General features: G+C 66.8%; 19 protein-coding genes and 1 pseudogene. 12 read left to right on the top strand and 8 right to left on the bottom strand.

Annotated features, from left to right (window positions below; translation table 11 throughout):
- Window positions 1-149 precede the first annotated feature (149 nt).
- The 3 genes from ACOHX0_RS13075 to ACOHX0_RS13065 all read left to right on the top strand — a co-directional run bounded on the left by ACOHX0_RS13075 (window position 150) and on the right by ACOHX0_RS13065 (window position 3,085).
- Entirely contained in the window at window positions 150-2,051 is a 1,902-nt protein-coding gene (locus tag ACOHX0_RS13075) for a hybrid sensor histidine kinase/response regulator (RefSeq protein WP_420677297.1), read from the top strand.
- On the top strand, window positions 2,048-2,752 hold the full coding sequence (locus tag ACOHX0_RS13070) for a response regulator transcription factor (protein ID WP_420677295.1): 705 nt from the start codon (window positions 2,048-2,050) through the stop codon (window positions 2,750-2,752). The genes ACOHX0_RS13075 and ACOHX0_RS13070 overlap by 4 nt, the downstream gene beginning before the upstream one ends.
- A gap of 105 nt (window positions 2,753-2,857) precedes the next feature.
- A complete protein-coding gene (locus tag ACOHX0_RS13065; RefSeq protein ID WP_420677293.1) occupies window positions 2,858-3,085 on the top strand; it encodes a WGR domain-containing protein in 228 nt (75 codons plus the stop codon).
- Between the two features lie 128 nt (window positions 3,086-3,213).
- Here the strand turns inward: ACOHX0_RS13065 and ACOHX0_RS13060 are convergent, their stop codons facing one another.
- The gene (locus tag ACOHX0_RS13060; RefSeq protein WP_420677291.1) at window positions 3,214-4,425 is read right to left on the bottom strand and encodes a Zn-dependent hydrolase; all 1,212 of its coding nucleotides are present in this window, start codon (window positions 4,423-4,425) and stop codon (window positions 3,214-3,216) included.
- Window positions 4,426-4,581: 156 nt separating this feature from the next.
- On the opposite strand from ACOHX0_RS13060, the gene ACOHX0_RS13055 reads away from it, so the two are divergent.
- The 5 genes from ACOHX0_RS13055 (at window position 4,582) to ACOHX0_RS13035 (ending at window position 8,526) form a co-directional block, all read left to right on the top strand.
- The gene (locus tag ACOHX0_RS13055) at window positions 4,582-5,232 is read left to right on the top strand and encodes a histidine phosphatase family protein (RefSeq protein WP_420677289.1); all 651 of its coding nucleotides are present in this window, start codon (window positions 4,582-4,584) and stop codon (window positions 5,230-5,232) included.
- A 39-nt stretch (window positions 5,233-5,271) separates the two neighbouring features.
- Entirely contained in the window at window positions 5,272-5,886 is a 615-nt protein-coding gene (locus tag ACOHX0_RS13050) for a glutathione S-transferase family protein (RefSeq protein WP_420677287.1), read from the top strand.
- Window positions 5,887-5,901: 15 nt separating this feature from the next.
- Window positions 5,902-6,951, top strand: coding sequence for a saccharopine dehydrogenase (locus ACOHX0_RS13045; RefSeq protein WP_420677286.1), 1,050 nt, complete (start codon window positions 5,902-5,904; stop codon window positions 6,949-6,951).
- A gap of 167 nt (window positions 6,952-7,118) precedes the next feature.
- Window positions 7,119-7,370 (top strand): SemiSWEET family sugar transporter, encoded by a 252-nt coding sequence (locus ACOHX0_RS13040; RefSeq protein WP_420677285.1) that lies wholly within the window; start codon window positions 7,119-7,121, stop codon window positions 7,368-7,370.
- A gap of 13 nt (window positions 7,371-7,383) precedes the next feature.
- Complete coding sequence (locus tag ACOHX0_RS13035) at window positions 7,384-8,526, top strand: saccharopine dehydrogenase family protein (RefSeq protein WP_420677283.1); 1,143 nt, start codon at window positions 7,384-7,386, stop codon at window positions 8,524-8,526.
- Window positions 8,527-8,775: 249 nt separating this feature from the next.
- Here the strand turns inward: ACOHX0_RS13035 and ACOHX0_RS13030 are convergent, their stop codons facing one another.
- From ACOHX0_RS13030 to ACOHX0_RS13020, 3 genes and pseudogenes are all read right to left on the bottom strand, one after another.
- Entirely contained in the window at window positions 8,776-8,949 is a 174-nt protein-coding gene (locus ACOHX0_RS13030; protein WP_420677282.1) for a hypothetical protein, read from the bottom strand.
- Window positions 8,950-9,265: 316 nt separating this feature from the next.
- Window positions 9,266-10,069: pseudogene (locus tag ACOHX0_RS13025) on the bottom strand (IS5 family transposase).
- Between the two features lie 56 nt (window positions 10,070-10,125).
- Window positions 10,126-10,263 carry a hypothetical protein gene (locus ACOHX0_RS13020; protein ID WP_420677280.1) on the bottom strand — a complete coding sequence of 46 codons (138 nt, stop codon included), beginning with the start codon at window positions 10,261-10,263 and terminating at the stop codon, window positions 10,126-10,128.
- On the opposite strand from ACOHX0_RS13020, the gene ACOHX0_RS13015 reads away from it, so the two are divergent.
- Window positions 10,262-10,495 carry an integrase core domain-containing protein gene (locus ACOHX0_RS13015; protein ID WP_420677279.1) on the top strand — a complete coding sequence of 78 codons (234 nt, stop codon included), beginning with the start codon at window positions 10,262-10,264 and terminating at the stop codon, window positions 10,493-10,495. The two genes, ACOHX0_RS13020 and ACOHX0_RS13015, sit on opposite strands and share 2 nt — an antisense overlap.
- Before the next feature lie 788 nt (window positions 10,496-11,283).
- On the opposite strand, the gene ACOHX0_RS13010 is transcribed toward ACOHX0_RS13015, so the two are convergent.
- The 4 genes from ACOHX0_RS13010 to mutL are packed head-to-tail and all read right to left on the bottom strand — an operon-like array spanning window position 11,284 to window position 16,451.
- Window positions 11,284-11,607: a DUF3775 domain-containing protein gene (locus ACOHX0_RS13010; protein WP_420677277.1), complete on the bottom strand. Its 324-nt coding sequence runs from the start codon at window positions 11,605-11,607 to the stop codon at window positions 11,284-11,286.
- A gap of 33 nt (window positions 11,608-11,640) precedes the next feature.
- Window positions 11,641-13,014: an adenylate/guanylate cyclase domain-containing protein gene (locus ACOHX0_RS13005; RefSeq protein WP_420677276.1), complete on the bottom strand. Its 1,374-nt coding sequence runs from the start codon at window positions 13,012-13,014 to the stop codon at window positions 11,641-11,643.
- 3 nt (window positions 13,015-13,017) lie between these two features.
- Window positions 13,018-14,439 carry a DNA recombination protein RmuC gene (locus ACOHX0_RS13000; protein ID WP_420677275.1) on the bottom strand — a complete coding sequence of 474 codons (1,422 nt, stop codon included), beginning with the start codon at window positions 14,437-14,439 and terminating at the stop codon, window positions 13,018-13,020.
- A complete protein-coding gene (gene mutL, locus ACOHX0_RS12995) occupies window positions 14,439-16,451 on the bottom strand; it encodes a DNA mismatch repair endonuclease MutL (protein ID WP_420677273.1) in 2,013 nt (670 codons plus the stop codon). The genes ACOHX0_RS13000 and mutL overlap by 1 nt, the downstream gene beginning before the upstream one ends.
- Window positions 16,452-16,698: 247 nt before the next feature.
- On the opposite strand from mutL, the gene deoC reads away from it, so the two are divergent.
- From deoC to ACOHX0_RS12980, 3 genes are all read left to right on the top strand, one after another.
- Window positions 16,699-17,688 carry a deoxyribose-phosphate aldolase gene (gene deoC / locus ACOHX0_RS12990; RefSeq protein WP_420677272.1) on the top strand — a complete coding sequence of 330 codons (990 nt, stop codon included), beginning with the start codon at window positions 16,699-16,701 and terminating at the stop codon, window positions 17,686-17,688.
- An 85-nt stretch (window positions 17,689-17,773) separates the two neighbouring features.
- Complete coding sequence (locus ACOHX0_RS12985; RefSeq protein ID WP_420677271.1) at window positions 17,774-20,113, top strand: aldehyde dehydrogenase family protein; 2,340 nt, start codon at window positions 17,774-17,776, stop codon at window positions 20,111-20,113.
- Window positions 20,114-20,246: 133 nt separating this feature from the next.
- Window positions 20,247-20,732, top strand: coding sequence for a flavodoxin family protein (locus tag ACOHX0_RS12980; RefSeq protein WP_420677270.1), 486 nt, complete (start codon window positions 20,247-20,249; stop codon window positions 20,730-20,732).
- Window positions 20,733-20,894: the final 162 nt, after the last annotated feature.

Genomic DNA, 20,894 nt, shown 5'->3' with positions numbered 1-20,894 from the left:
CTGAAGTTTTCCCAAATCTTACGAATTGTAACAGCCAACTTTGCCCTTTATCAGAGGTGGTTACACGGGCAGGCGGAGGGCGGCCGCTGCGGCCCTTTGGCGGTTTGCCCCGGCACGGGCGCGGTGCTAGCCATGACAGGGGGAGACGCATGGACAGAGCCAGCAAACAACACAGCAGCATGACCACCGCCGGGCTGAACCTGATCGCCCAGGCGCTGTCGATCTACGACAACGACCTGCGGCTGGCCGTCTGCAACCGCCGGTTTCAGGAGATGTTCTCGCTGCCCGATGCGCTGGTCACCCCCGGCGCCCGGTTCGACGACACCATCCGATTCATTGCCGAAAGCGGCGATTACGGCCCGGTCGGGGATATCAATGACTTCGTGCGCACCAGGGTGGAGACCGCCCGCGCTTTCGTGCCGCATTACCTCGAACGCAGCCGCGCCAACGGCCAGGTGATTTCGATCGAGGGCGCGCCGCTGCCGCAGGGCGGCTGGGTCACCGTCTACACCGACATCACCCGCACCAAGCGCATCGAGCAGCTGTTGCGCGCGCGCTCCGAGGAGATGTCCGAACAGCTGATCGCCCATACCGAGGAGCTGTCGGCCGCTAACCGCAAGCTCGCCGCCACCATCATCCAGCTGGAGGAGGCCAAGCGGCAGCTCACCGAGATCGAGCGCCGCACCCGCCTCACCACCGAAATGATGCCCGCCCATATCGCCCATCTGGACAGCGACGGATATTATACCTTCACCAACCGCCGTCTCAGCAGCGTGTTTCCCGGCCGGCCCTCCGACATTCTCGGCCTGCACATTGCCGAGGCCCTGGGCGAGGCCGCCTACGCGCGGATCGAGCCGCATCTGCTGGCCGCCTACAAGGGCGGCAACCCGGTGTTCGAGTTCACCGAAAGCCACAGCAGCCGCCGCATCCGCGTTGCATTCACCCCGGACCGGCAGGGCGGCGTCTACATCCTGTCGATGGACATCACCGAGGAAACCCAGACCCGTGTCGCCCTGCAACAGGCAAGGCGGCGCGAGATGGCGGCGCAGATGACCAGCGGGCTGGCACATGATTTCTCCAACCTGCTGACCATCATCCTCGGCATGCAGGGCAAGCTGGAAAAGATGGCGCTGGAGGACGAAGCGGCGGAGCTGGTCCAGGGCACGCTCTCGGCGGCGCGCCGCGGCGGCCGCCTGCTGAACCGGATCGCCGGCATGACCAGCCAGCGCGGGTTGCGCCCGCAGGCCACCGACATGCACGCGCTGCTGGCCGAGCTGAAGATCCTCGCCTCACCCACCCTGCCGCAGGGGATCGGGCTTTCCGTGCTCGACAACATGCCGGACGTCACCCTGCTCCTGGATGGCGGCAAGCTGCAGGACGCGCTGCTGAACCTCCTGCTGAACGCCCGCGACGCCTGCGGCACCAGCGGCCAGATCACCCTCAGCGCCCATGCCATCGGCCAGACCTGGGTCGAGATCACGGTCAGCGACACCGGCCCCGGCTTCTCTCCCGAGGCGCTGGAGAAGGCGCTGAACCCCTTCTTCACCACCAAGGGCAGCGAAGGCTCGGGCCTGGGCCTGCCGACCGTCTACGACATGGCGAAATCCGCGGGCGGCGACATCCGCATCGGCAACACGCCCTCGGGCGCGTCGGTCACCCTGCGCCTCCCCTTCCGCCCCGCGCCCGATGCGCAGGGCGGCATCGCGCTCTTGGCCGAAGACAGCGAGGAGCTGCGCGCCACCTTCCGCGACATGCTGATTTCGCTTGGGTTTTCGGTGGTGGAGGCCACCAGCGTCGACGAAGCTTCGGCGCTCACTGCCGATATTCCCGGCATCGCGCTGGTGCTCTCCGACATCCGGCTGGAGGGCGAGGCCACCGGCGTCGATCTCGCCGCCCGGCTGGAAGGCTCCGCGCTGCCTTGCGTGCTGATGACCTCGCTGCCGCCCACCGATCCGCTGCACCGCGCGGCCCTGAAATACGGCCCCGTGCTGCGCAAACCCTTCACCGCCCGCCAGCTGTCGCAGCTGATCACCCCGGAGCCCGCCGCATGACTTCACCCCTGGTCACCATTCTGGACGACGAGCCCGAAATCCGCCGCATCCTCACTGACACGCTGGAGGAGGCGGGCTTCCGCACCCAGAGCTTTTCCCGCGCCCGCGAATTCGAAGCCTCGCTGAAACGGGTGACGCCGGACGTCTGCCTGGTCGACCTGTCGCTGCCCGACACCGACGGGCTGGCGCTGGTGCATAGGCTGGCGCTGGAACAGGGCGCCGCGGTCATCATCATCTCCGGCCGCGCCCAGGTGCAGGACCGGGTCACAGGGCTGGAACTGGGCGCGGATGACTACATCACCAAACCCTTCGACCCCACCGAGGTCGTGGCCCGCATCCGCGCCCGCCTGCGCGGCGGCCCGCGCGCGGCGGCGCCCTCGGGGGAGACCGCGCGGTTCTCCGGCTGGACCGCGCATTTCGGCCGTTTCGTGCTGGAGGACGAGACAGGTGTTGAAACCCCCTTTTCCCAGGCCGAGGCCGAAGTGCTGCGGCTGTTCCTGGAAAGCCCCAAGCGGCTGATATCGCGCGCCCAGATGCAAGAAACTCTGGGCGGCGCGGCAGGCGACAGTTTCGACCGCGCGATGGACGTGCGCATCTCGCGCCTGCGCACCAAGCTGCGCGAGGATCCCAAGAACCCCCGCCTGATCAAAACGATCTACGGCGCGGGCTATATCTTCCTCGGCGATGTGGAGTGGCTCTGAGCCGCCCGCGGCCCGCCAGCCCTTCCGGCGCCTCCCTCCTCCCGGCCCGATGTCCGGGCGCAGAAAAGCTTGCCGCAGCGAATCGCCCGGCCTAGACTCGGCGCCATGGCCACCTGTCTGCTCTACAGCCAAGCGCCCTCGCACCCGCCGCGATTCTACCGGATCGAGCTGGCGATGAACCTGTTTTCCGAGGTCTCGGTGGTGCGCGAATGGGGCATGGCGGGCGGCAACGGGCACTCGGTCATCAATATCTACGGCAACCTGCGTGAGGCGTCCCTCGCCGCCGACCGGCATCGCGACCGGATGCTGAGGCGGGGCTACGGACGCGCCTGAGGCCGCGCCGCGCCAGCGGCGCCCGGCCCAACGGGGACGGGGCATTCCGTGAATGCCCCGGAACAGGCGGGAGCGCCCCGCAGTCCGAGCGCGCGACAGCTTCCGCCGGACCCGTCACCCTGCCAGCATCACCCCGCCAGCGCCCGCGCTGCCTGGTCCAGCACCTTCAGCCCCAGCACCAGATCGTCCTCGCCGGTGTCCTCGTCAAAGGCATGGCTGATGCCGCCGATCGACGGCACAAACAGCATCCCCGCCGGCATTACCCGCGCCAGATTGGCCGCATCATGCAGCGCGCCCGAGGGCATCTTGCGCCATTTCCCCGGCGCCAGCGCCTCCGCCGCCGCGCTGAGTTGCGCCTGGAAGCGCGCGTCCATCGCCGCCGGTTCGATCCCCATCACCGGCCCAAGTTCCGCGGTGATGCCATATTGCGCGGCAACCTCTCCGGCCGTCTCCGCAATCACCGCCTCCATCCGCGCCAGCCGTGCCGCATCGCCGTCACGCCACTGCATCGAAAACACCACCCGGCCCGGCACCACAGAGGCCGCATTGGGGTGCAGCGCCACATGGCCGATGGTCCAGACCGTCGCCGGCGTCACCAAATCCGCAAAGCGCCGGTTCAGCTCCGTGCTGAAAGCCGACAGCGCCTGAAACGCATCGCGGCGCAAATGCATCGGGGTAGTGCCCGCATGGTTCTGGCGGCCCTCGAAGGCAATCCGCATGTCGCGGATGCCAACGATATCGCTCACCACGCCCAGCCGCTCGCCGCTTTCGTCCAGCGCCGGGCCCTGCTCGATATGCATCTCCAGGAACCCGCTGAAACGCTCCGGCGGCAGAAAACCCTCTGCCCGCCCCGGCATCCCCGCCCGCGCCGCGGCCAGGGTGGCGCCGCTGCTGTCAGAAAACGCATCGGCCTCCGCCAGCGGCAGCTTGCCGGTCCAGACCTCCGAGCCGGTGAGCACGCCAAAGCGGCCCTCCTCGTCCTGGAAGCTGACGCAGGAGACCGGCGGCCCGCCTGCCTCCCTTGCGGCGCGGGCGACCTCCAGCCCGGCAATCACGCCCAGCGCACCGTCAAGCCAGCCGCCCTCGGGCTGGCTGTCGCTGTGCGAGCCCAGAAGCAGGGAGCGTTCGCCCCCGAGACCAAAGAGGTTGCCCAGCGGGTCGAGATGCACCTCCAGCCCTGCGTCTTCCATGCGCCCCGCCAGCCACTGCCGCGCGGCAATATCGGCCTCGGAATAGGCCTGCCGCACCACGCCCTTGCCCACGCCCGCCGCGCCGAAGCTGCGCAGCTGGTGCAGATCCTCAAGAAACCGCTCTGGGTTGAGAGACGGGTTAAAAGACATCGCGAAACCTCCGTTCTGACAGCGCCACTCTGCGCCGCGCGCACCGGTGCCTCAACCCGGATTTTCCGCCCGGCCGCGCCCGCCGGACCATGCTCCCTTCCCTCCGCCCGGAACCTCCCTTAAGACTTGGCGCCGAAACAGTAGGACGCCGCACGCATGACCCACATCACGCTGATCCGCCACGGCCAGGCCAATACCGAAGCCCGCGACGAGGCAAGCTACGACCGGCTCAGCGACCTCGGCCACCAGCAGGCGGCTTGGCTTGGCGCGCATCTGCGCGACAGCGGCAGCCGCTACTCCCGCGTTTACTGCGGCACCCTCTCCCGCCACGTGGAGACCGCCCGCTCCATGGGCTATGCGGAAGCTGTCCAGGATGCCCGGCTGAACGAAATGGAGTATTTCACCCTCGCCCAGGCGATGCAGGACCAGCATGGGCTGCCCATCCCCGAGGAACGCGAAGGCTTTGCCGCGCATCTGCCGCAGGTTTTTGAGGCCTGGTCGCAGGGCCGCATCCGGGATCCTTACGAAACCTGGCCCGCGTTCGAGACCCGCACGCAAGCTGCGCTCAAGGAGATTTCGGAGGGCGACGTTCCGGCGCTGGTCATTACGTCGGGCGGGCTGATTGCCATGGCGATGCGGCAGGCGATGGGCCTGGACACCGGCGGCATGGCGCGGCTGGCGCTGGCGATTATGAACACGTCGATGCACCGGCTGTTCCCGATTGGCGGCCAGCTGAGTCCGGTGCTGTTCAACGCGGTGCCGCATCTGGACGCCCCCGACCGCCACTTCGCTCAGACCCATCTTTGAACGGCGCGGCGCCGGCAGAACATACAGGGAGGACACCACATGCAGCTCTACTACGCTCCCGGCACCATCTCCGTGGCCGTGGCGCTTGCGCTGGAGGAGGCCGGGCTGGAATACGAGGCCGTGAAGATAGATTTCGCCGCCAAGGAACAGGCCAGTTCCGCCTACGCCCAGATCAACCCCAAGGGCCGGGTGCCCGCGCTCGCGGTGGAGGGCGGCATCCTGACCGAGACCGGCGCGCTGCTGGACTATATCGCCGACCTGGCGCCAGAGGCCGGGCTGCGCCCCGCCGATCCGCTGCTCTGTGCCCGGATGCGGGAAGTGATGTATTACCTTGCCTCCACCATGCATGTGAACCACGCCCACCGCCTGCGCGGCGCCCGCTGGGCCAGGGAACGCGCGAGCTGGAAGGACATGCAGGCCCAGGTGCCCAAGACCATGGCGGCCTCCTGCGCCTACATCAGCCAATACGGGCTGCGCGGACCGTTTGTGCTGGGCGAGGAGCTCAGCCTTGCCGACTGCTACCTGTATGTGGTCTGCACCTGGCTGGACGGCGACGGGGTGAAGGTTGAGGATTACCCCCGCATCGCGGAGTTCATGGCAGCGATGCAGGCCCGCGCCTCGATGCAGCGCCTGCAGGCCCGGGAAATGATCTGAGGGAAGAGGAAGACGATGACGCATCTGTGGGTACGGGCCGAACAGCGCCCCAATGAAGAACGCGCGGGCCTGACCCCGGAGGGCGCCCGGGCGCTCTTGTCAGGCGGCATCAAGGTCACGGTGGAGGAGAGCTCGGTCCGGGCGATCCCGCTGCAGGGCTACATTGATGCAGGCTGCGAAATTGCGCCCGAGAATTCCTGGGCCGAAGCCCCGGCGGACGCCATCATATTTGGCCTGAAGGAGCTGCCCGAAGACGGCACCCCGCTCAGGCACCGCCACATCATGTTCGGCCATGCCTTCAAGGGCCAGCGCTCCGGCCAGGCGCTGCTGAAGCGGTTCAAGGCGGGCGGCGGCTCGCTTTACGATCTTGAGTACCTGGTAGACAAAGACGGCCGCCGGGTCGCTGCCTTCGGCTATTGGGCGGGCTATGCCGGGGCCGCCGTCGCACTCAAGTGCTGGGCTGCCCAGCAGCGCGGCGAGATCTGCGGCCCGGTCGGCATCTACCCCGGCAAGGATGCGCTCCTGACCGAGCTGGGCGCCGAGCTGGACGCGCTGGACAAGGCCCGCCCCTCCGCCATCGTGATCGGCGCGCTCGGCCGGGTCGGCCAGGGTGCTGCCGACCTCTGCGAAGCGACAGGGGTTCAGACCACCAAGTGGGACATGGCAGAGACCGCCCGCGGCGGCCCCTTCCCGGAGATCCTAGAGCACGGGCTGTTTCTCAACTGCATCTTCGCGCGCCCCGGCACGCCGGTATTTGTTCCCCGTGAAACCCTGGCCATGCCCCGCGCGCTCAGCGTGATCGGCGATGTCGCCTGCGATCCCGACAGCGACTACAACCCGGTGCCGGTCTACGATCGCGCCACCACCTGGGAGCATCCCGCCCTGCGCGTCGCGGACAACCCGGTGCTCGACGTGATGGCAATCGACAACCTGCCCTCGATGCTGCCGGTCGAAAGCTCCGAGGACTACGCCGCCCAGCTCCTGCCTTCGCTGCTGACGCTCACCGATCTGGAGAGCGGCGTCTGGGGCCGGGCCAGAACAGTATTCGAACAGCACCTGCCGTAACGCGGTAAGGACAGCGCCCGCCCGGCCTGCCGGCAGGGGGACACCTGAACTGCCAGCGCTCCCGCAAACACGACGGCTTACGAAGACAAAAAATGACACTTCACCGCTGCGGCACCGGCCTCTCCGGCATCCCCGGCCCGCGCCGCCACCTTGGAGCACACAGCTGAATGATCGCGCCTTACGTCGGCTACTTCGCAGCATTCCTCGGCACGGTCTGCTGGATCCCCCAGGCCTGGAAAGCCTGGGCCAGCCGTGACACCGCCGGGCTGTCATTGCCCTCTAACCTGATGTTCCTGGCCACGGTCACCCTGTGGCTGGCCTATGGGCTTATGCTCGGCGACTGGCCGCTGATCCTGGCGAACATCTGCGCCGTGACTGCCGTTCTGGCGATCGTCGCGGCCAAACTGAAATTCGGATAAGGGAGTAGACTTCATGACAATTCACTGGTGCGGCACCGGCCTCTCCGCAATCCCCGGCCTGCGGCGTCTGCTTGAGGCCGGCCATGACGTCGCGGTCTGGAACCGCACACCCGGGAAGGCGCGCGAGGCGGTGGGCGATCTCACCACCAACATCCACACCTTCAGCCTCGCCAACCTCGGCCAGATGCTCAGCCCCAAGGACGTGGTCGTCTCGATGCTGCCCGGCGACTGGCACGTGCCGCTGGCCGAGCTGGCCATCGAACATGGCGCGCATTTCGTCTCCTCTTCCTACATCGCGCCGGAGATGCGCGCGCTGGACCAGAAGGCGAAGGACGCGGGCGTCTGCCTGGTCAACGAGGTCGGCCTCGACCCTGGCATCGATCACCTGATGGCGCATGCGCTGGTGGATGAATACAAGGCCTCCGCAGCCTTTGACGCGGAAAACGAGATCAGCTTCATCTCCTACTGCGGCGGCATTCCGAAAACCCCGAACCCGTTCCGTTACAAGTTCAGCTGGTCGCCCTTGGGCGTGCTGAAAGCGCTGCGCTCGCCCTCGCGCTCCATCCGCGATTTCCAGCCGCTGGACGTGGCACGGCCATGGGATGCGATCTCCAGCTACGAAGCACCGCTGCCCCAGCCCGAAAGCTTCGAGGTCTACCCGAACCGCGACTCGCTCCCCTTCATGGCGCAGTATCATTTCGGCGAAGACTGGAAGGTGAAGGAATTCGTCCGCGGCACCCTGCGCCTCAACGGCTGGTCCGAGGCCTGGGCGGAGGTGTTCCGCGAGGTTGAGACGCTGGAAGGCGCCGAAGGCGACGCGCGGCTCAAGGAGATGTCGGACCAGTTCTGGGCCGAGACCGCCTATGACGAAGGCGAGCCGGACCGGGTGGTGCTCTGCGTCGGCCTGAAGGCGGAGAAGGACGGCGAGGCGGTCTGGCACAAGTCCTACGTGATGGACGCCTGGGGTGATGCGCGCGGCTCGGCGATGGCGCGGCTGGTCTCCTTCCCGGTGTCCTTCGCGATCGAGGCGGCGATGAACGGCAAGATTGCCCCCGGCGTCCACGCCGCCCCCAGCGACCCGGCGCTGGTTGGGGACTGGATGGCGAAGATCGGCAAGCTGGCACAGCATCTCGCGGTGGTGGACCACAGGGGATGAACCTGGGAGCCCCCCACACCCAGCCCCTTGCGGTTCGCGGTGCAGAACAACTTAGGTTGGCCTGATTTTGGCCAATCTTACCCTCGACAACCGCGATATGCGGTTTTTCCGAGGGAGGGCGCGTGAACCCGCTCACGAATATTTCTTCGCTAGAGGGAGAACGTCGTCCGCCGATGCGGTGTCACGGGATCGACGTCAACTTCTGCCGGAACCCTCAGTGCGGTCTCTTCATGGAGCCGCCAGATCCTTTCAAGAAGAAAGGAAAATTTTTTCCGGAAAGTCAAATCGAACCAACCTCGTGGTAAAGTCAGCGGCTCCGGGGACGAAGAAACCTTTCACTGCGGCGCTTGCGGTCAAAGCTCGATCGTCAAAAACAATGCTGCCGCGGTCGGCGAATATCGCCGCCTTCGTAGTCGGTTCCAAGCGGAGGCTCCGCGGGACTGCGGCTCGAACGAGGGCTGCGAGAACCACAGGAAACGCCTTGAGGACAATCCGGGGCTCTATCGGAAATCCGGGCGCACGGCAAAGGGCGTCCAGCGATGGAAATGCAAGAGCTGCCTGACATCGTTCCCGAGTGGTTCGAGGATCAGGGGCCAGCACCGCAGCAGCGCCAACAGGGCCGTTCTCTGCATGATCGCGAATGGCAGTCCGATCTCGAAGATTAGCGAATTCACCGGCCTCTGCCCGCGGGATATCTACAAGAAGACCGACTTCGTCCAGGCTCCAGACTCATTGAATTTCAGAGCCAGAAGATGACGGCGGCGGCGAGCGCGATGGCTGAGAGGAAGACCTTCGGGCATCTGTCGTAACGGGTTGAGACACGCCGCCAGTCCTTCAATCGGCCGAACATGATCTCGATGCGGTTGCGTCGCTTGTATCTGCTATCTGCGCTTGTCGTATCGAACGGGTTTGTCACGCGACTTCCTGCCCGGGATGCAAGGACGTATCCCTTTGTCTTTCAATGCATTCCGGAACCAGTCGGCGTTGTAGCCCCGGTCAGCAATCATCCAATCGGCGGCGGGAAAGCTCCTCAGGAGCGCCCTGGCTCCCGTGTCGTCACTGACCTGACCGGCGGTCATGAAGAACCGGATCGGACGGCCAGAGGCATCTGTAACGCATGCAGCTTGGTATTCATGCCGCCCTTGGTTCGCCCCCTCTCGGGACATTGCTGCGCAATGCCCTGCCGGGCAAGGGATCAGGCGTCCACGCCCCCCTTTTTCACCGCCAGGCTGGACGCCGTGCGGTGGGCCTTCAGATAGGTCGCGTCAATCATGACTGCCTTGTAATCCGCGTGCTCGGCAGCCGGTCCTGCCATCATCCGCGCAAACACGCCCTTGTCGCTCCATCGCTTCCAGCGGTTGTAGAGCGTCTTCGGCGGGCCATACTCTCTCGGAGGATCTGACCAACGCAAACCGTTGCGATTGATGAAGATAATTCCACTCAACACACGCCGGTCATCCGCACGCGGCCTACCATGGCTTTTCGGAAAGTACGGTCTCAACCGCGCCATTTGCTCGTCGGTCAGCCAAAACAAGCTGCTCATCACGCCTCCTGAAGTTCAGGAGCTTGAATCAGCCCGGCGCGGCGGCTGCAACCAAATCAATGAGTCCAGAGCCTAATGTCGGCAGGGTCCGAAGCCGCCTTTGCCTCAAGGACCAATCTGCCGTCAGCATCAACAACGCAAACGCTGGTCAATTCAAGCGAGACATCAAGTCCCCCGAACAGTACTTTGGTCATGGTCGTTCTCCCGGTCATGGACTTACCGGCAGGAAGACTACCGGCGATCCCGGGGACAGAGCCCCGATTACGCCATCTGAACGCCGCATGGTTCCTGTCCATGGACGACGCACGTACTCGGATCACCGATCGGAGGACCGAATACAACGAAACCAGGCCGCATTCCTCACTCGGGAACTTGACGCCGAGCGCATTTGCGGCCCAACTGAACCAAACCCGAAAGGTCGCATGAAGCCCGGACCAATAACGGGGTGAACTCCAGACAGGCTTTACAGCCCGCTGGAAACGTTCAAATGGTCGGCGTCTCGCTTTCAATAGGTCGGCAAACCTCCAATGCGAGTGTTCTCTATCTGCGGTATCGAATTCAAGGGCGGACTTGGGTCGCATCGGGCTCATGGTTCTCTCCGGGGTCGGTCATACCGCCCCCTAATGGCGCCGGTGACGGGACGCCTCCTTTGGTCCGCTGCGAGGTCGCCCGAAGGGCGCATCGACATTCGACAGCGAGGTCATCCGGCTTCCGTCCCGACGGGACCTGGATCCGCAGTGTCGCGGAACTCGGTGTCTCAAATCATGCGGGCAACTCCTCCCTGGTTCAGGCGAACACTGTCCCGTCCCGCCAGAGGCGCGCCAGGATCACGGCGAGCTTTCTGGCCGTGGCGGCGAATGCTGCTTCACAGCGAGAACCATGCCGCGCCCGCGAGCATTTTCTGCGCAAGCAAAAGCCGCACGGGCAGAAGTCCGAAATGTCCCGCAAAGCGGTCATGGAAATGGACGCCGCCAGGCCGCATGTGAATCCCGCAGAGATTTCTTCGCGGCCTTCACACCGTCATATCCTTTGGCCCGCAAGATATCCGCCAGTCCGCTGCACCACGAACCGCAAATGCGCCTGGACTTCACGCAGCCCCTTTTTGAGGCGGCGCAAACGCCCGTATTCAAATGAAGAATTGCATGCAGGGCCGCAGCAACGGGAGCCGACAGGCAGTCCCGCCGGAACCGAATCCAAAGCCCGCCGACGGTCCATCAGCGGCCAATCACGTCGTCCTCGACGTCCTGCACATCGACGCCCAGCGCCTCCAGCCCGGCTTCCAGGTTGTCCGCCAGATGCGGGGTGCCGATCAGGTAGTCGGCGGTCGGAGTTGTGGCCTCCTGCTTGGCGGTCTCCACCGCCTCCGCCAGTTCCTCCGCCTCGAAGCTGCCGCGGCCGATCCACATGATGGCCACCAGCTCTGCCTGCTGATCCTCTCCCATCCGGTTGATGAAGGCGCGCAGCTCACCCTCGGCGCGGCGCAGCTCGCGCGCCATCATCGCCACCTGCGCCACTTTGCGGGCCGAGATCTCCAGCATCGCACCACTCCTTCTGTTCGCGGCTCCAGCATATCAAACAGTGCTGCAATCACCTAAGTCTTTGATCTGTGGCAAATCGGATCCGCCCGCGTCACACGCCCGCCCGAAGAGCGCGAGCCCCTCGCGCCGCCCGCGCAGGGGTTCCGGCGGCAGCTCGGTCCACCCCTCGCGCGCGGGCGCCCCTCCCTCCGCTGCACAGGCGCCCGCCGCTTCGAACAGCGCCGCCGAAGCCACCGCCGCCATGCCGCGCTCCTTGCTCAGTTGCTCCAGCCGGGCGGCGATGTTCACCGTATCGCCGAAGACCGAATACTCCAGCCGCTCCGGCGTGCCCGCCACCCCGGCATAGACCTCGCCCCAGTGGACACCGATCCCCGCCGCCAGCACCTTTTCGCCCGCGCCTTCGCGGTCCCGGCGCCAGGCGCCGATCTCCTGCAGCAGCCCCTCGGCGCAATCGAGCGCGCCGGCGCCGGCCTCCTCGCCCTCGAACAGGATCATCGCGGCGTCACCGATATATTTGTCGATCAGCCCCCCGGTGCGGTCCGCCACCCGCTGCACCCGGGTCCGGAAACCGGTGATCAGCGCGCTCACCTCCTGCGGCGCGCGGCCCTCGCACCAGCGGGTGAAGCCGCGCAGGTCGATGAACAGAACCGCCATCTGCTGCTGGCGGCCCTCGCGCAGCGCCTCCAGCCCGCCGCCTGCCAGCCGGTCGGCCAGCTGCGCGGGCAGGTAGCGGGTGAGGTTTGCCTTCTGACGCGCCTCCTCGATCGAGCGGTGCAGCAGCATCCGCATCCGGTCCGCCGCCACCACCAGCACAAGCCCGGCCAGCGCCACCATCACCACGCGGATCAGGTTGGGCGGCGTTGTCAGCGTCATCTGCAGCCGCAGACCGGCGTCGGGCAGCTCCTGACCGGGCTGCCACAGCGCCAGCCAGACCAGCCCGGCCGCCATCAGCCCCGCCATATAGGCCAGGAGCAGCGGATTGAAGCGCAGCACCCCAAAGGCCAGCACCACCGGCACCATCCAGACCGAAGGCATGGCAAAGACCATCGCCCCCGGCACGCCGCCATTGACCAGCGACAGGTAGGTATTCACCAGCATGAAGGCGCAGTCGGCGGTGGCCGCAAGCCAGATCATCCAAGGCTGGAAGAGCCCGCGCACCACCGCCCAGTAGGTCAGCACGCCCAAGGCCAGATAGGAGAGCATCGTCACCGAGGCGAGCCCGACCTGCCGCTTCACATAAGCCGCCTCGTAAGGCGGCACCTGGTCCAGCGCCAGCATCAGGCTCAGGATCAGCCCCAGCGCCACCGCCACCCGCAGCAGCGCCACGATGCGCTCGGCCTCCAGCTCCGCCTGGCGCAGCAGCGCTGCGGGCACCGGGCGGCGGGGGCCAAGCCGGGGCAGCCGCACCCGTTACTCCTCCGGCGCCAGGAGCGCCATCTGGCGCGGTTCGGTCTCCACCTGGCCGGGATCCTCCAGCGCGGCGCCATTGGCGACCACGCCCATCGTCTCGAACTTGCGCGCCGAAGGCAGCACCCGCGTTTCCAGCGAGCCCACCGCCTTGTTGTAGTGGCTGACCGAGGAGGACAGCGACCTGCCCACCGCTGCCAGATTCTTGGCAAAGGTCGAAAGCCGGTCGTAAAGCTCTTTGGCGGTCTTCTGCACGGCGACCGCGTTTTCCGCCATCTTCTCCTGCTGCCAGCCGTAGGCGATGGATTTCACAAGCGCCATCAGCGTTGTCGGCGTGGCGATCAGCACCTTGTTCTCAAAGGCATATTCGATCAGCCCCGGATCTGTCTCCACAGCGGCGGAGACAAAGGTCTCACCCGGGATGAACATCACCACAAAATCCGGCGTCTCCGCCAGCGCGCTCTGGTAAGCTTTCGAGGACAGCTGTTTCACATGGGTCTTCACGTGGCCCGCGTGACGGGTCAGCGCCGCCTGCTGCTGCTCCGGTGTCTCCGCCTCCAGCGCGTCCAGATAGGCCTCCAGCGGGGTCTTGGCATCGACCACGATGCTCTTGCCGCCGGGGATGCGCACCACCGCATCGGGGCGGCGCAGGCCCTCGTCGGTGCCGACGCTTTTCTCCAGCTCGTAATCCACATGTTCGGCCATGCCAGCCATCTCGAAGACCTGCCGCAGCTGCATCTCGCCCCACCGCCCGCGGGTCTTGGGCGCGCGCAGCGCCTGCACCAGCTTGCGGGTCTCGCCGCCCAGCGCGGCCTGCCCCTCGGCAAGATGCTTCACCTGTGCCCGGATCGCGCCATAGGCCTCGTTGCGGGCTTGCTCAATTTCCTTGATGCGCTCGCCGAACTGGCCGAGCTTGTGATCCAGCGGCTTCACCAGCCCCTCGATCGCCGCCTGCCGCTTGGCAAGATCGGCATCGGCGCTCTTGCTGTGGGCCTGAAAACGCTCGCTCACGAGGTTGAGGAAGCTTTCGGAGTTCTGTTTCAGCACGCCCGAGGCAAGGGAGGCAAACTTGTGCTCCATCTGCTCGTTCACCTGCCGCAGCTCCTGCAGCCGCGCGGCGTGTTCCGCCTTCAAGGCCTGCACCTGGGCTTCGGCCTGGTAGCGCGCGGTGCGCTCGTTGTCGCTGGTGCGGCGCAGGGTGGCCAGCTCGTCGGCGAGCTCCGGCAGCCGCGCGGCCTCGGCCTGCAGCGCCGCGTTGTGGCTGCGCAGATCGCCATTGGCCTGCTCCAGCGCGCGCCGGGCAAGCCCCGCGCGGCGCAGCGCCAGCATGAGCAGCACGATCAGCAGCAGCACTGCCGCCGCCACGGCCAGGCTCACGCTGCCCGCCGCCGCCATCCCCTCGATGGCCATGTCCATTTCTTCCATCAGCTCCGTCCGAACAGCCGCTCGATATCGGCCAGTTTGAGTTCCACATACGTCGGGCGGCCATGGTTGCACTGGCCGGAATGCGGCGTCGCTTCCATCTCCCGCAGCAGCGCATTCATCTCCTCGCCGCGCATCCGCCGCCCCGAGCGGATCGAGCCATGGCAGGCCACCCGGCTCAGAATCGCCTCCAGCCGGGCCTGCACCAGCTGGCTTTCGCCCTGGTCGTCCAGTTCATCCAGAATGTCCCGCACCATCGCCTCGGCGTTCACTTCGCCCAGCAGCGCCGGGGTCTCGCGCACCGCCACCGCATTGCCGCCGAAGGCCTCGATGCCGAGGCCGAAGCGGGAAAGATCCTCCGCCACCTCCAGCAGCCGGGCGCAATCGCCCTCGCTAAGTTCGACGATTTCCGGGATCAGCAGCGCCTGCGCCGCGACGCCGTTATCCGCCATCTGCCGCTTCAGCTTCTCATAGACCAGCCGCTCATGGGCGGCGTGCTGGTCGACGATCACCATGCCGTCGCGGGTCTGCGCGATGATGTAATTCTCATGCACCTGGCCGCGGGCCGCACCGAGCGGCAGCTGCTCGGCCCCGGGCGCGGCGGCCTCGGGCGCATCCGGCGCCGGCCCCGGGGCCTCTACCATGCGGCCGCTGTAGGCGCCTGCCAGCTCGGCAAACCCTGCCGTCTGCGCGGGCTCATAGCCGAAGGAGGAGCCTTGCGCGGGCGCTGCATACTCCGGACGCTGCGCCGCATAAGAGGCCGAGCGCGCGCCGAGCGAAGGCCGGTCCATCTGATAGATCCGCGGCGCGCCCGCCTGCGGGCCGGGCTGCCCCGCCGCACCGCCCGGCTGAGGACCCGGCTGTTCCGGCCGCATCGCCCCCAGCGTGGCCCCCGCCACGGTGGAGGACGCCCTATGCCCGGCCTCCGCCAGCGCATGGCGCAGGGCCGAGACGATCAGCCCGCGCGCCACGCCGGGATCGCGGAAGCGCACTTCCGACTTGGCCGGATGCACGTTCACGTCCACGGCTTGCGGGTCGCAATCAAGGAACAGCGCCGCCGCCGGGTGCCGGTCTCGGCTGAGGAAATCAAAATAGGCGGCCCTCAGCGCCCCGGTCAGCGTCTTGTCCTTCACCGGCCGGGTGTTCACGAACAGAAACTGCGCCACCGCCGCGCCGCGCGAATAGGTCGGCAGGGCGGCATAGCCAAACAGCCGGATACCCTCGCGGGTGGCATCGATCTTCAGCGCGTTCTCGGCAAACTCCCGCCCCAGCACCGCCGCCAGCCGCCCGTGCAGCGCGTCGAACAGATCGCCCGAAAGCGGATCGGCGCGGAAGATGACCCGGCCCTCGCCGCCCGATTTGCCGCCGCCAGAGGCATCGCGCAGGGTGAAGCCGATGGAAGGCTCGGCCATCGCCAGCCGCTTCACCGTGTCCGAGATTGCCTGGCTCTCGGCCCGGTCGGAGCGCATGAACTTGAGCCGCGCCGGCGTGGCAAAAAACAGATCGCGCAGTTCGACGATGGTGCCCGCCCTAAGCGCCGCAGGCTTCACCGGCTCGATCTTTCCGCCGGAGACCCGCACCTGCGCCGCCTCGTGACCCTTGGCGCGGCTGGTGATGGTGAGCCGGCCCACGGCGCCGAGCGAGGGCAGCGCCTCGCCGCGGAAGCCGAAGGTGTGGATATTGAGCAGGTCCGAGCCGTCGATCTTGGAGGTGGCATGGCGGCTGAGCGCCAGCGGCAGGTCCTCCGGCGTCATGCCGCAGCCATCGTCGGTAACCCGGATCAGCGTCTTGCCGCCGTCGGCAATCTCCACCGTGATCCTTGTGGCGCCCGCGTCGATCGCGTTCTCCACCAGTTCCTTCACGGCCGATGCCGGCCGCTCCACCACCTCGCCCGCGGCAATGCGGTTGATGGCGCTGTCATCCAGCTGCCGGATGACGGGGCGCTGGCCTGCACCGGACCCGGGATAGGGGCCGGCGGAAGGATTGTCGCGGATATTGGGATCTGCACTGCTCATGCCCCCGAATCTAGCAGAGCGCCCCGATTCTGCCAGCGTGAACGCTGCGCTGCCGCGGGATCGCGCTGAGGTTGCCGCCGCATAAATCCTGGCCGGGCCGGCGCGAAAGGTGGCCCCGATGCAAACGCAGGTGACTTCGGGGAAATTTGTCCAATCGGTCAAAAATACCGCCGCCACCGGGCCGCCTCGCTTGCCAATATGCCGCACCCGTGCGACTTTCGCGCAGAACTCTGCTGAGGATCCCCCAATGGAACGCCATATCGCTGAACAAAGCGCGCTGCCGCCGCATCCGGTCGAGCCGCGCAACCCCGGCATGGAGCTGGACCTGGACTGGGTCGCGGCCGTGCAGGCCAATACTTCCGCCATCGAACGCCGCTGCGCCACCCTGCCCGGCCGCCGCAGCGTGAAGAAGGACTACCAGGCCGCCTGGCTCCTGAAGGCGATCAGCCTCATCGACCTCACCACGCTGGCGGGCGACGACACCGAGGACCGGGTGCGCCGCCTCTGCGCCAAGGCGCGCCAGCCGGTGAATGCCAAGCTCCTGGCGGAGCTGGGCATGGAGGGGCTCACAACCGGCGCGGTCTGCGTCTACCACGACATGATCGAAACCGCAGTGGCGGCGCTGAAAGGCACCGGCATTCCGGTTGCCGCGGTCTCCACCGGATTTCCGGCCGGGCTTTCTCCCTTCCATCTGCGGGTGGCCGAGATCGGCGAAAGCGTGAAGGCGGGCGCGGAGGAGATCGATATCGTGATCTCCCGCCGCCATGTGCTCGCGGGCAACTGGCAGGCGCTTTATGACGAGATGAAGGCCTTCCGCGAGGCCTGCGGCAGTGCCCATGTGAAAGCGATCCTCGCCACCGGCGAGCTGGGCAGCTTGCGCAATGTCGCGCGCGCCTCGTTCGTGTGCATGATGGCGGGCGCCGATTTCATCAAGACTTCCACCGGCAAGGAAAGCGTGAACGCGACGCTGCCGGTGTCGCTGGTAATGATCCGCGCCATCCGCGACTATCACGAGCGCACCGGCTTCCGGGTCGGCTACAAGCCCGCAGGCGGCATTTCCAAGGCCAAGGATGCGCTTGTCTACCTCAGCCTGATCAAGGACGAGCTCGGCGACCGCTGGCTGCAGCCCGACCTGTTCCGCTTTGGCGCCTCGTCTCTGCTCGGCGATATCGAACGCCAGCTCGAGCATCACGCCACCGGCGCCTACTCCGCCGCCCACCGCCACGCGATGGCATAACGCCGGGTCGCCGCCGCCCCGGAATCCGGCGCGGATTCCGGCCCGTTTTCCGGTGGAAAACGGCGACAGAACGAGAGGTTCTACTATGACCGTCAGAGAGATTTTTGAAACTATGGACTACGGACCCGCACCCGAAAGCGCCGCCGAGGCGCTGGCCTGGCTGGTCGATCAGGGCAGCCGGTTCGGCCATTTCATCAACGGCGCCTTCACCGCTCCCGGCGACGGCTTCGAAAGCCGCAACCCGGCCAATGGTGAGGTGCTGGCCACGCTGACCCAGGCGAGCCAGTCCGACGTCGACAGCGCGGTGGAGGCCGCGCGCAAGGCACAAGTCAAGTGGGAAGCGCTTGGCGGTCCGGGCCGGGCCCCCTACCTCTACGCGATTGCCCGGCTGCTGCAGAAACACGCCCGCCTGTTTGCGGTGCTGGAGACGCTGGACAACGGCAAGCCGATCCGTGAAAGCCGCGACATCGACGTGCCCCTCGCCCAGCGGCATTTCTACTACCACGCGGGCACGGCCCAGCTGATGGAAAGCGAGCTGCCGGACGCCGAAGCGCTTGGCGTCTGCGGCCAGATCATCCCGTGGAACTTCCCGCTCCTGATGCTGGCGTGGAAGATCGCGCCCGCGCTGGCGATGGGCAACACCGTGGTGCTGAAACCGGCGGAATACACCTCGCTCACAGCGCTCCTGTTTGCCGATATCTGCCGCCAGGCGGGGCTCCCGAAGGGTGTCGTCAACATCGTCACCGGCGACGGCGCCGTGGGCGAGATGATCGTGGCCGCCGAAGTGGACAAGATCGCCTTCACCGGCTCCACCGCCGTCGGCCGCCGCATCCGCGAGGCCACCGCAGGCTCCGGCAAGGCGCTGACGCTGGAGCTGGGCGGCAAATCGCCTTACATCGTCTTCGACGACGCCGACCTCGACAGCGCGGTTGAAGGGCTGGTCGATGCGATCTGGTTCAACCAGGGCCAAGTCTGCTGCGCCGGCTCGCGCTTGCTGGTGCAGGAAAGCGTCGCCGAACGCTTCCACGCCAAGCTGCGCACCCGCATGGACACCTTGCGTATCGGCAACCCGCTGGACAAATGCATCGACATTGGCGCCATCGTCGATCCCGTCCAGCTCGACACCATCCAGAGCCTCGTCGCGTCCAACCGCGCAGGCACGATGCACCAGGCCAAGGTGGAGATGCCCGAGGGCGGCTGCTTCTACCCGCCGACCCTGATCGAGGGCCTCGCACCCTCCGACCCGCTGATGCAGGAGGAGATCTTCGGCCCAGTCCTGGTCTCCACCACCTTCCGTACCCCGGGCGAAGCGGTGGAGCTGGCCAACAACACCCGCTACGGGCTGGCGGCGACACTCTGGAGCGAGAACGTGAACCTCGCCCTCGACATCGCGCCCAAGCTGGCGGCCGGCGTGGTCTGGATCAACGGCACCAACATGTTCGACGCGGCCGCAGGCTTTGGCGGTGTGCGCGAAAGCGGCTTCGGGCGCGAAGGCGGCTGGGAAGGGCTTGCGGCCTACACCCGCCCAAAGGCCAAAGCCAAAGCGCTGGCGCGCATCGAGCCCGCTGTCGGCGAGACCGCCGCGCCGGTTGATCCGCTCGACCGCACCGCCAAGATGTACATCGGCGGAAAGCAGGCGCGTCCCGATGGCGGCTACAGCCAGGCCGTCATGGGCAAGGGCGGCGCGCTGCTCGGCCATGTGGGGATCGCCAACCGCAAGGATGTGCGCAACGCGGTCGAGGCCGCGGCGGGCGCCAAAGCCTGGTCCAAAACGACAGGCCACCTGCGCGCGCAGATCCTCTACTACATTGGCGAGAACCTCTCCGCCCGCGCCGATGAGTTTGCCGCGCGCGCCGATGCGATGACCGGCAAGAAGACCGGCGCCAAGGAGGTCGAGGCCGCGATCCAGCGCCTGTTCACCGCGGCCGCCTGGGCCGATAAATACGACGGCCAGGCGCACGGCGTGCCGATCCGCGCCGTCGCACTCGCGATGAAGGAGCCGGTCGGCGTGATCGGCGCGCTCTGCCCGGACGAGGCGCCGCTCCTCGGCCTCGTCTCGGTGATGGCGCCCGCAATTGCGATGGGCAACCGGGTGGTGCTGGCCGCCTCCGAGCCCTTCCCGCTGGCGGCGACCGATTTCTATCAGGTGCTGGAGACTTCGGACGTGCCCGCGGGCGTGGTCAACATCCTGACCGGCAGCCACGCCGAGCTGGCAGGCCCGCTGGCCTCGCATCTGAACGTGGATGCGGTCTGGAGCTTCTCCTCCACCGATCTGTCGGCCGGGATCGAGAAAGCCTCGGCCGGCAACCTGAAGCGGACCTGGGTCAACAATGGCACCGCGCCGGATTGGATGCAGGACCACAGCAAGCGCTTCCTGCAAGAGGCCACGGAAGTAAAGAACATCTGGGTGCCCTACGGCGAATGAACCGCTGCAACCACCAGGGAAAGCCGCTCCCCCGGGGGCGGCTTTTTTATAACCGGATCGGGGACGCGGCCCTTTACTCAGGTTTTGACCGCGGTGATGCTGCGCCGGCAAACAGGCAAAAAGGCCGGCGCAGATGGCGGAGCTTCTGATTGTCTATCATTCCCTCACCGGCGGCAGCCGTCAGATGGCCGAAGCCGCCGCCGGGGCGGCCCGGGCCGAGATCGCGGTCACTCTGAAAACCGCCGCCGATGCAGGCCCGGAGGATCTCCTGCGCGCCAGCGGTTACATCTTCTGCGCGCCGGAAAACCTTGCCGCCATTGCCGGGGTGATGAAGGATTTCTACGACCGCAGCTACTACCCGGTGCTGGGCCGGATCGAGGGACGCGCCTATGCGCAGATGGTTTGCGCGGGCTCCGACGGCGCCAATGCCGCCCGCCAGACCGCGCGCATCGCGCAAGGCTGGCGCCTGAAGGAGGTGCAGCCGCCGCTGATCATCTGCACCCATGCACAGACACCCGAAGCGATCCTCGCACCAAAGACCATCCCCGAGACAGAGCTGGAGACGTGCCGCGAGCTGGGCCAGGCGATGGGCGCGGGACTGGCGATGGGGGTGTTCTGAGCCGCCGCAATCTGTCCCGGCTTCAGCCTCCATGCGCCGCCGCGGCATCGCGCCAAGGCTTTTGCAAAAGCCTTGGCCGCCCGCCCCGGGCAGGTGCCGCTCCACCAGAATGGGCACAAAGGAAAACGCCCGCTCCAGATGGAACGGGCGCTTCCAGAAACC

The sequence above is a fragment of the Cribrihabitans pelagius genome (assembly GCF_048820915.1).
Classification (GTDB): domain Bacteria; phylum Pseudomonadota; class Alphaproteobacteria; order Rhodobacterales; family Rhodobacteraceae; genus Cribrihabitans_A; species Cribrihabitans_A pelagius.
This window is presented reverse-complemented; position numbering and strand designations above follow the sequence as displayed.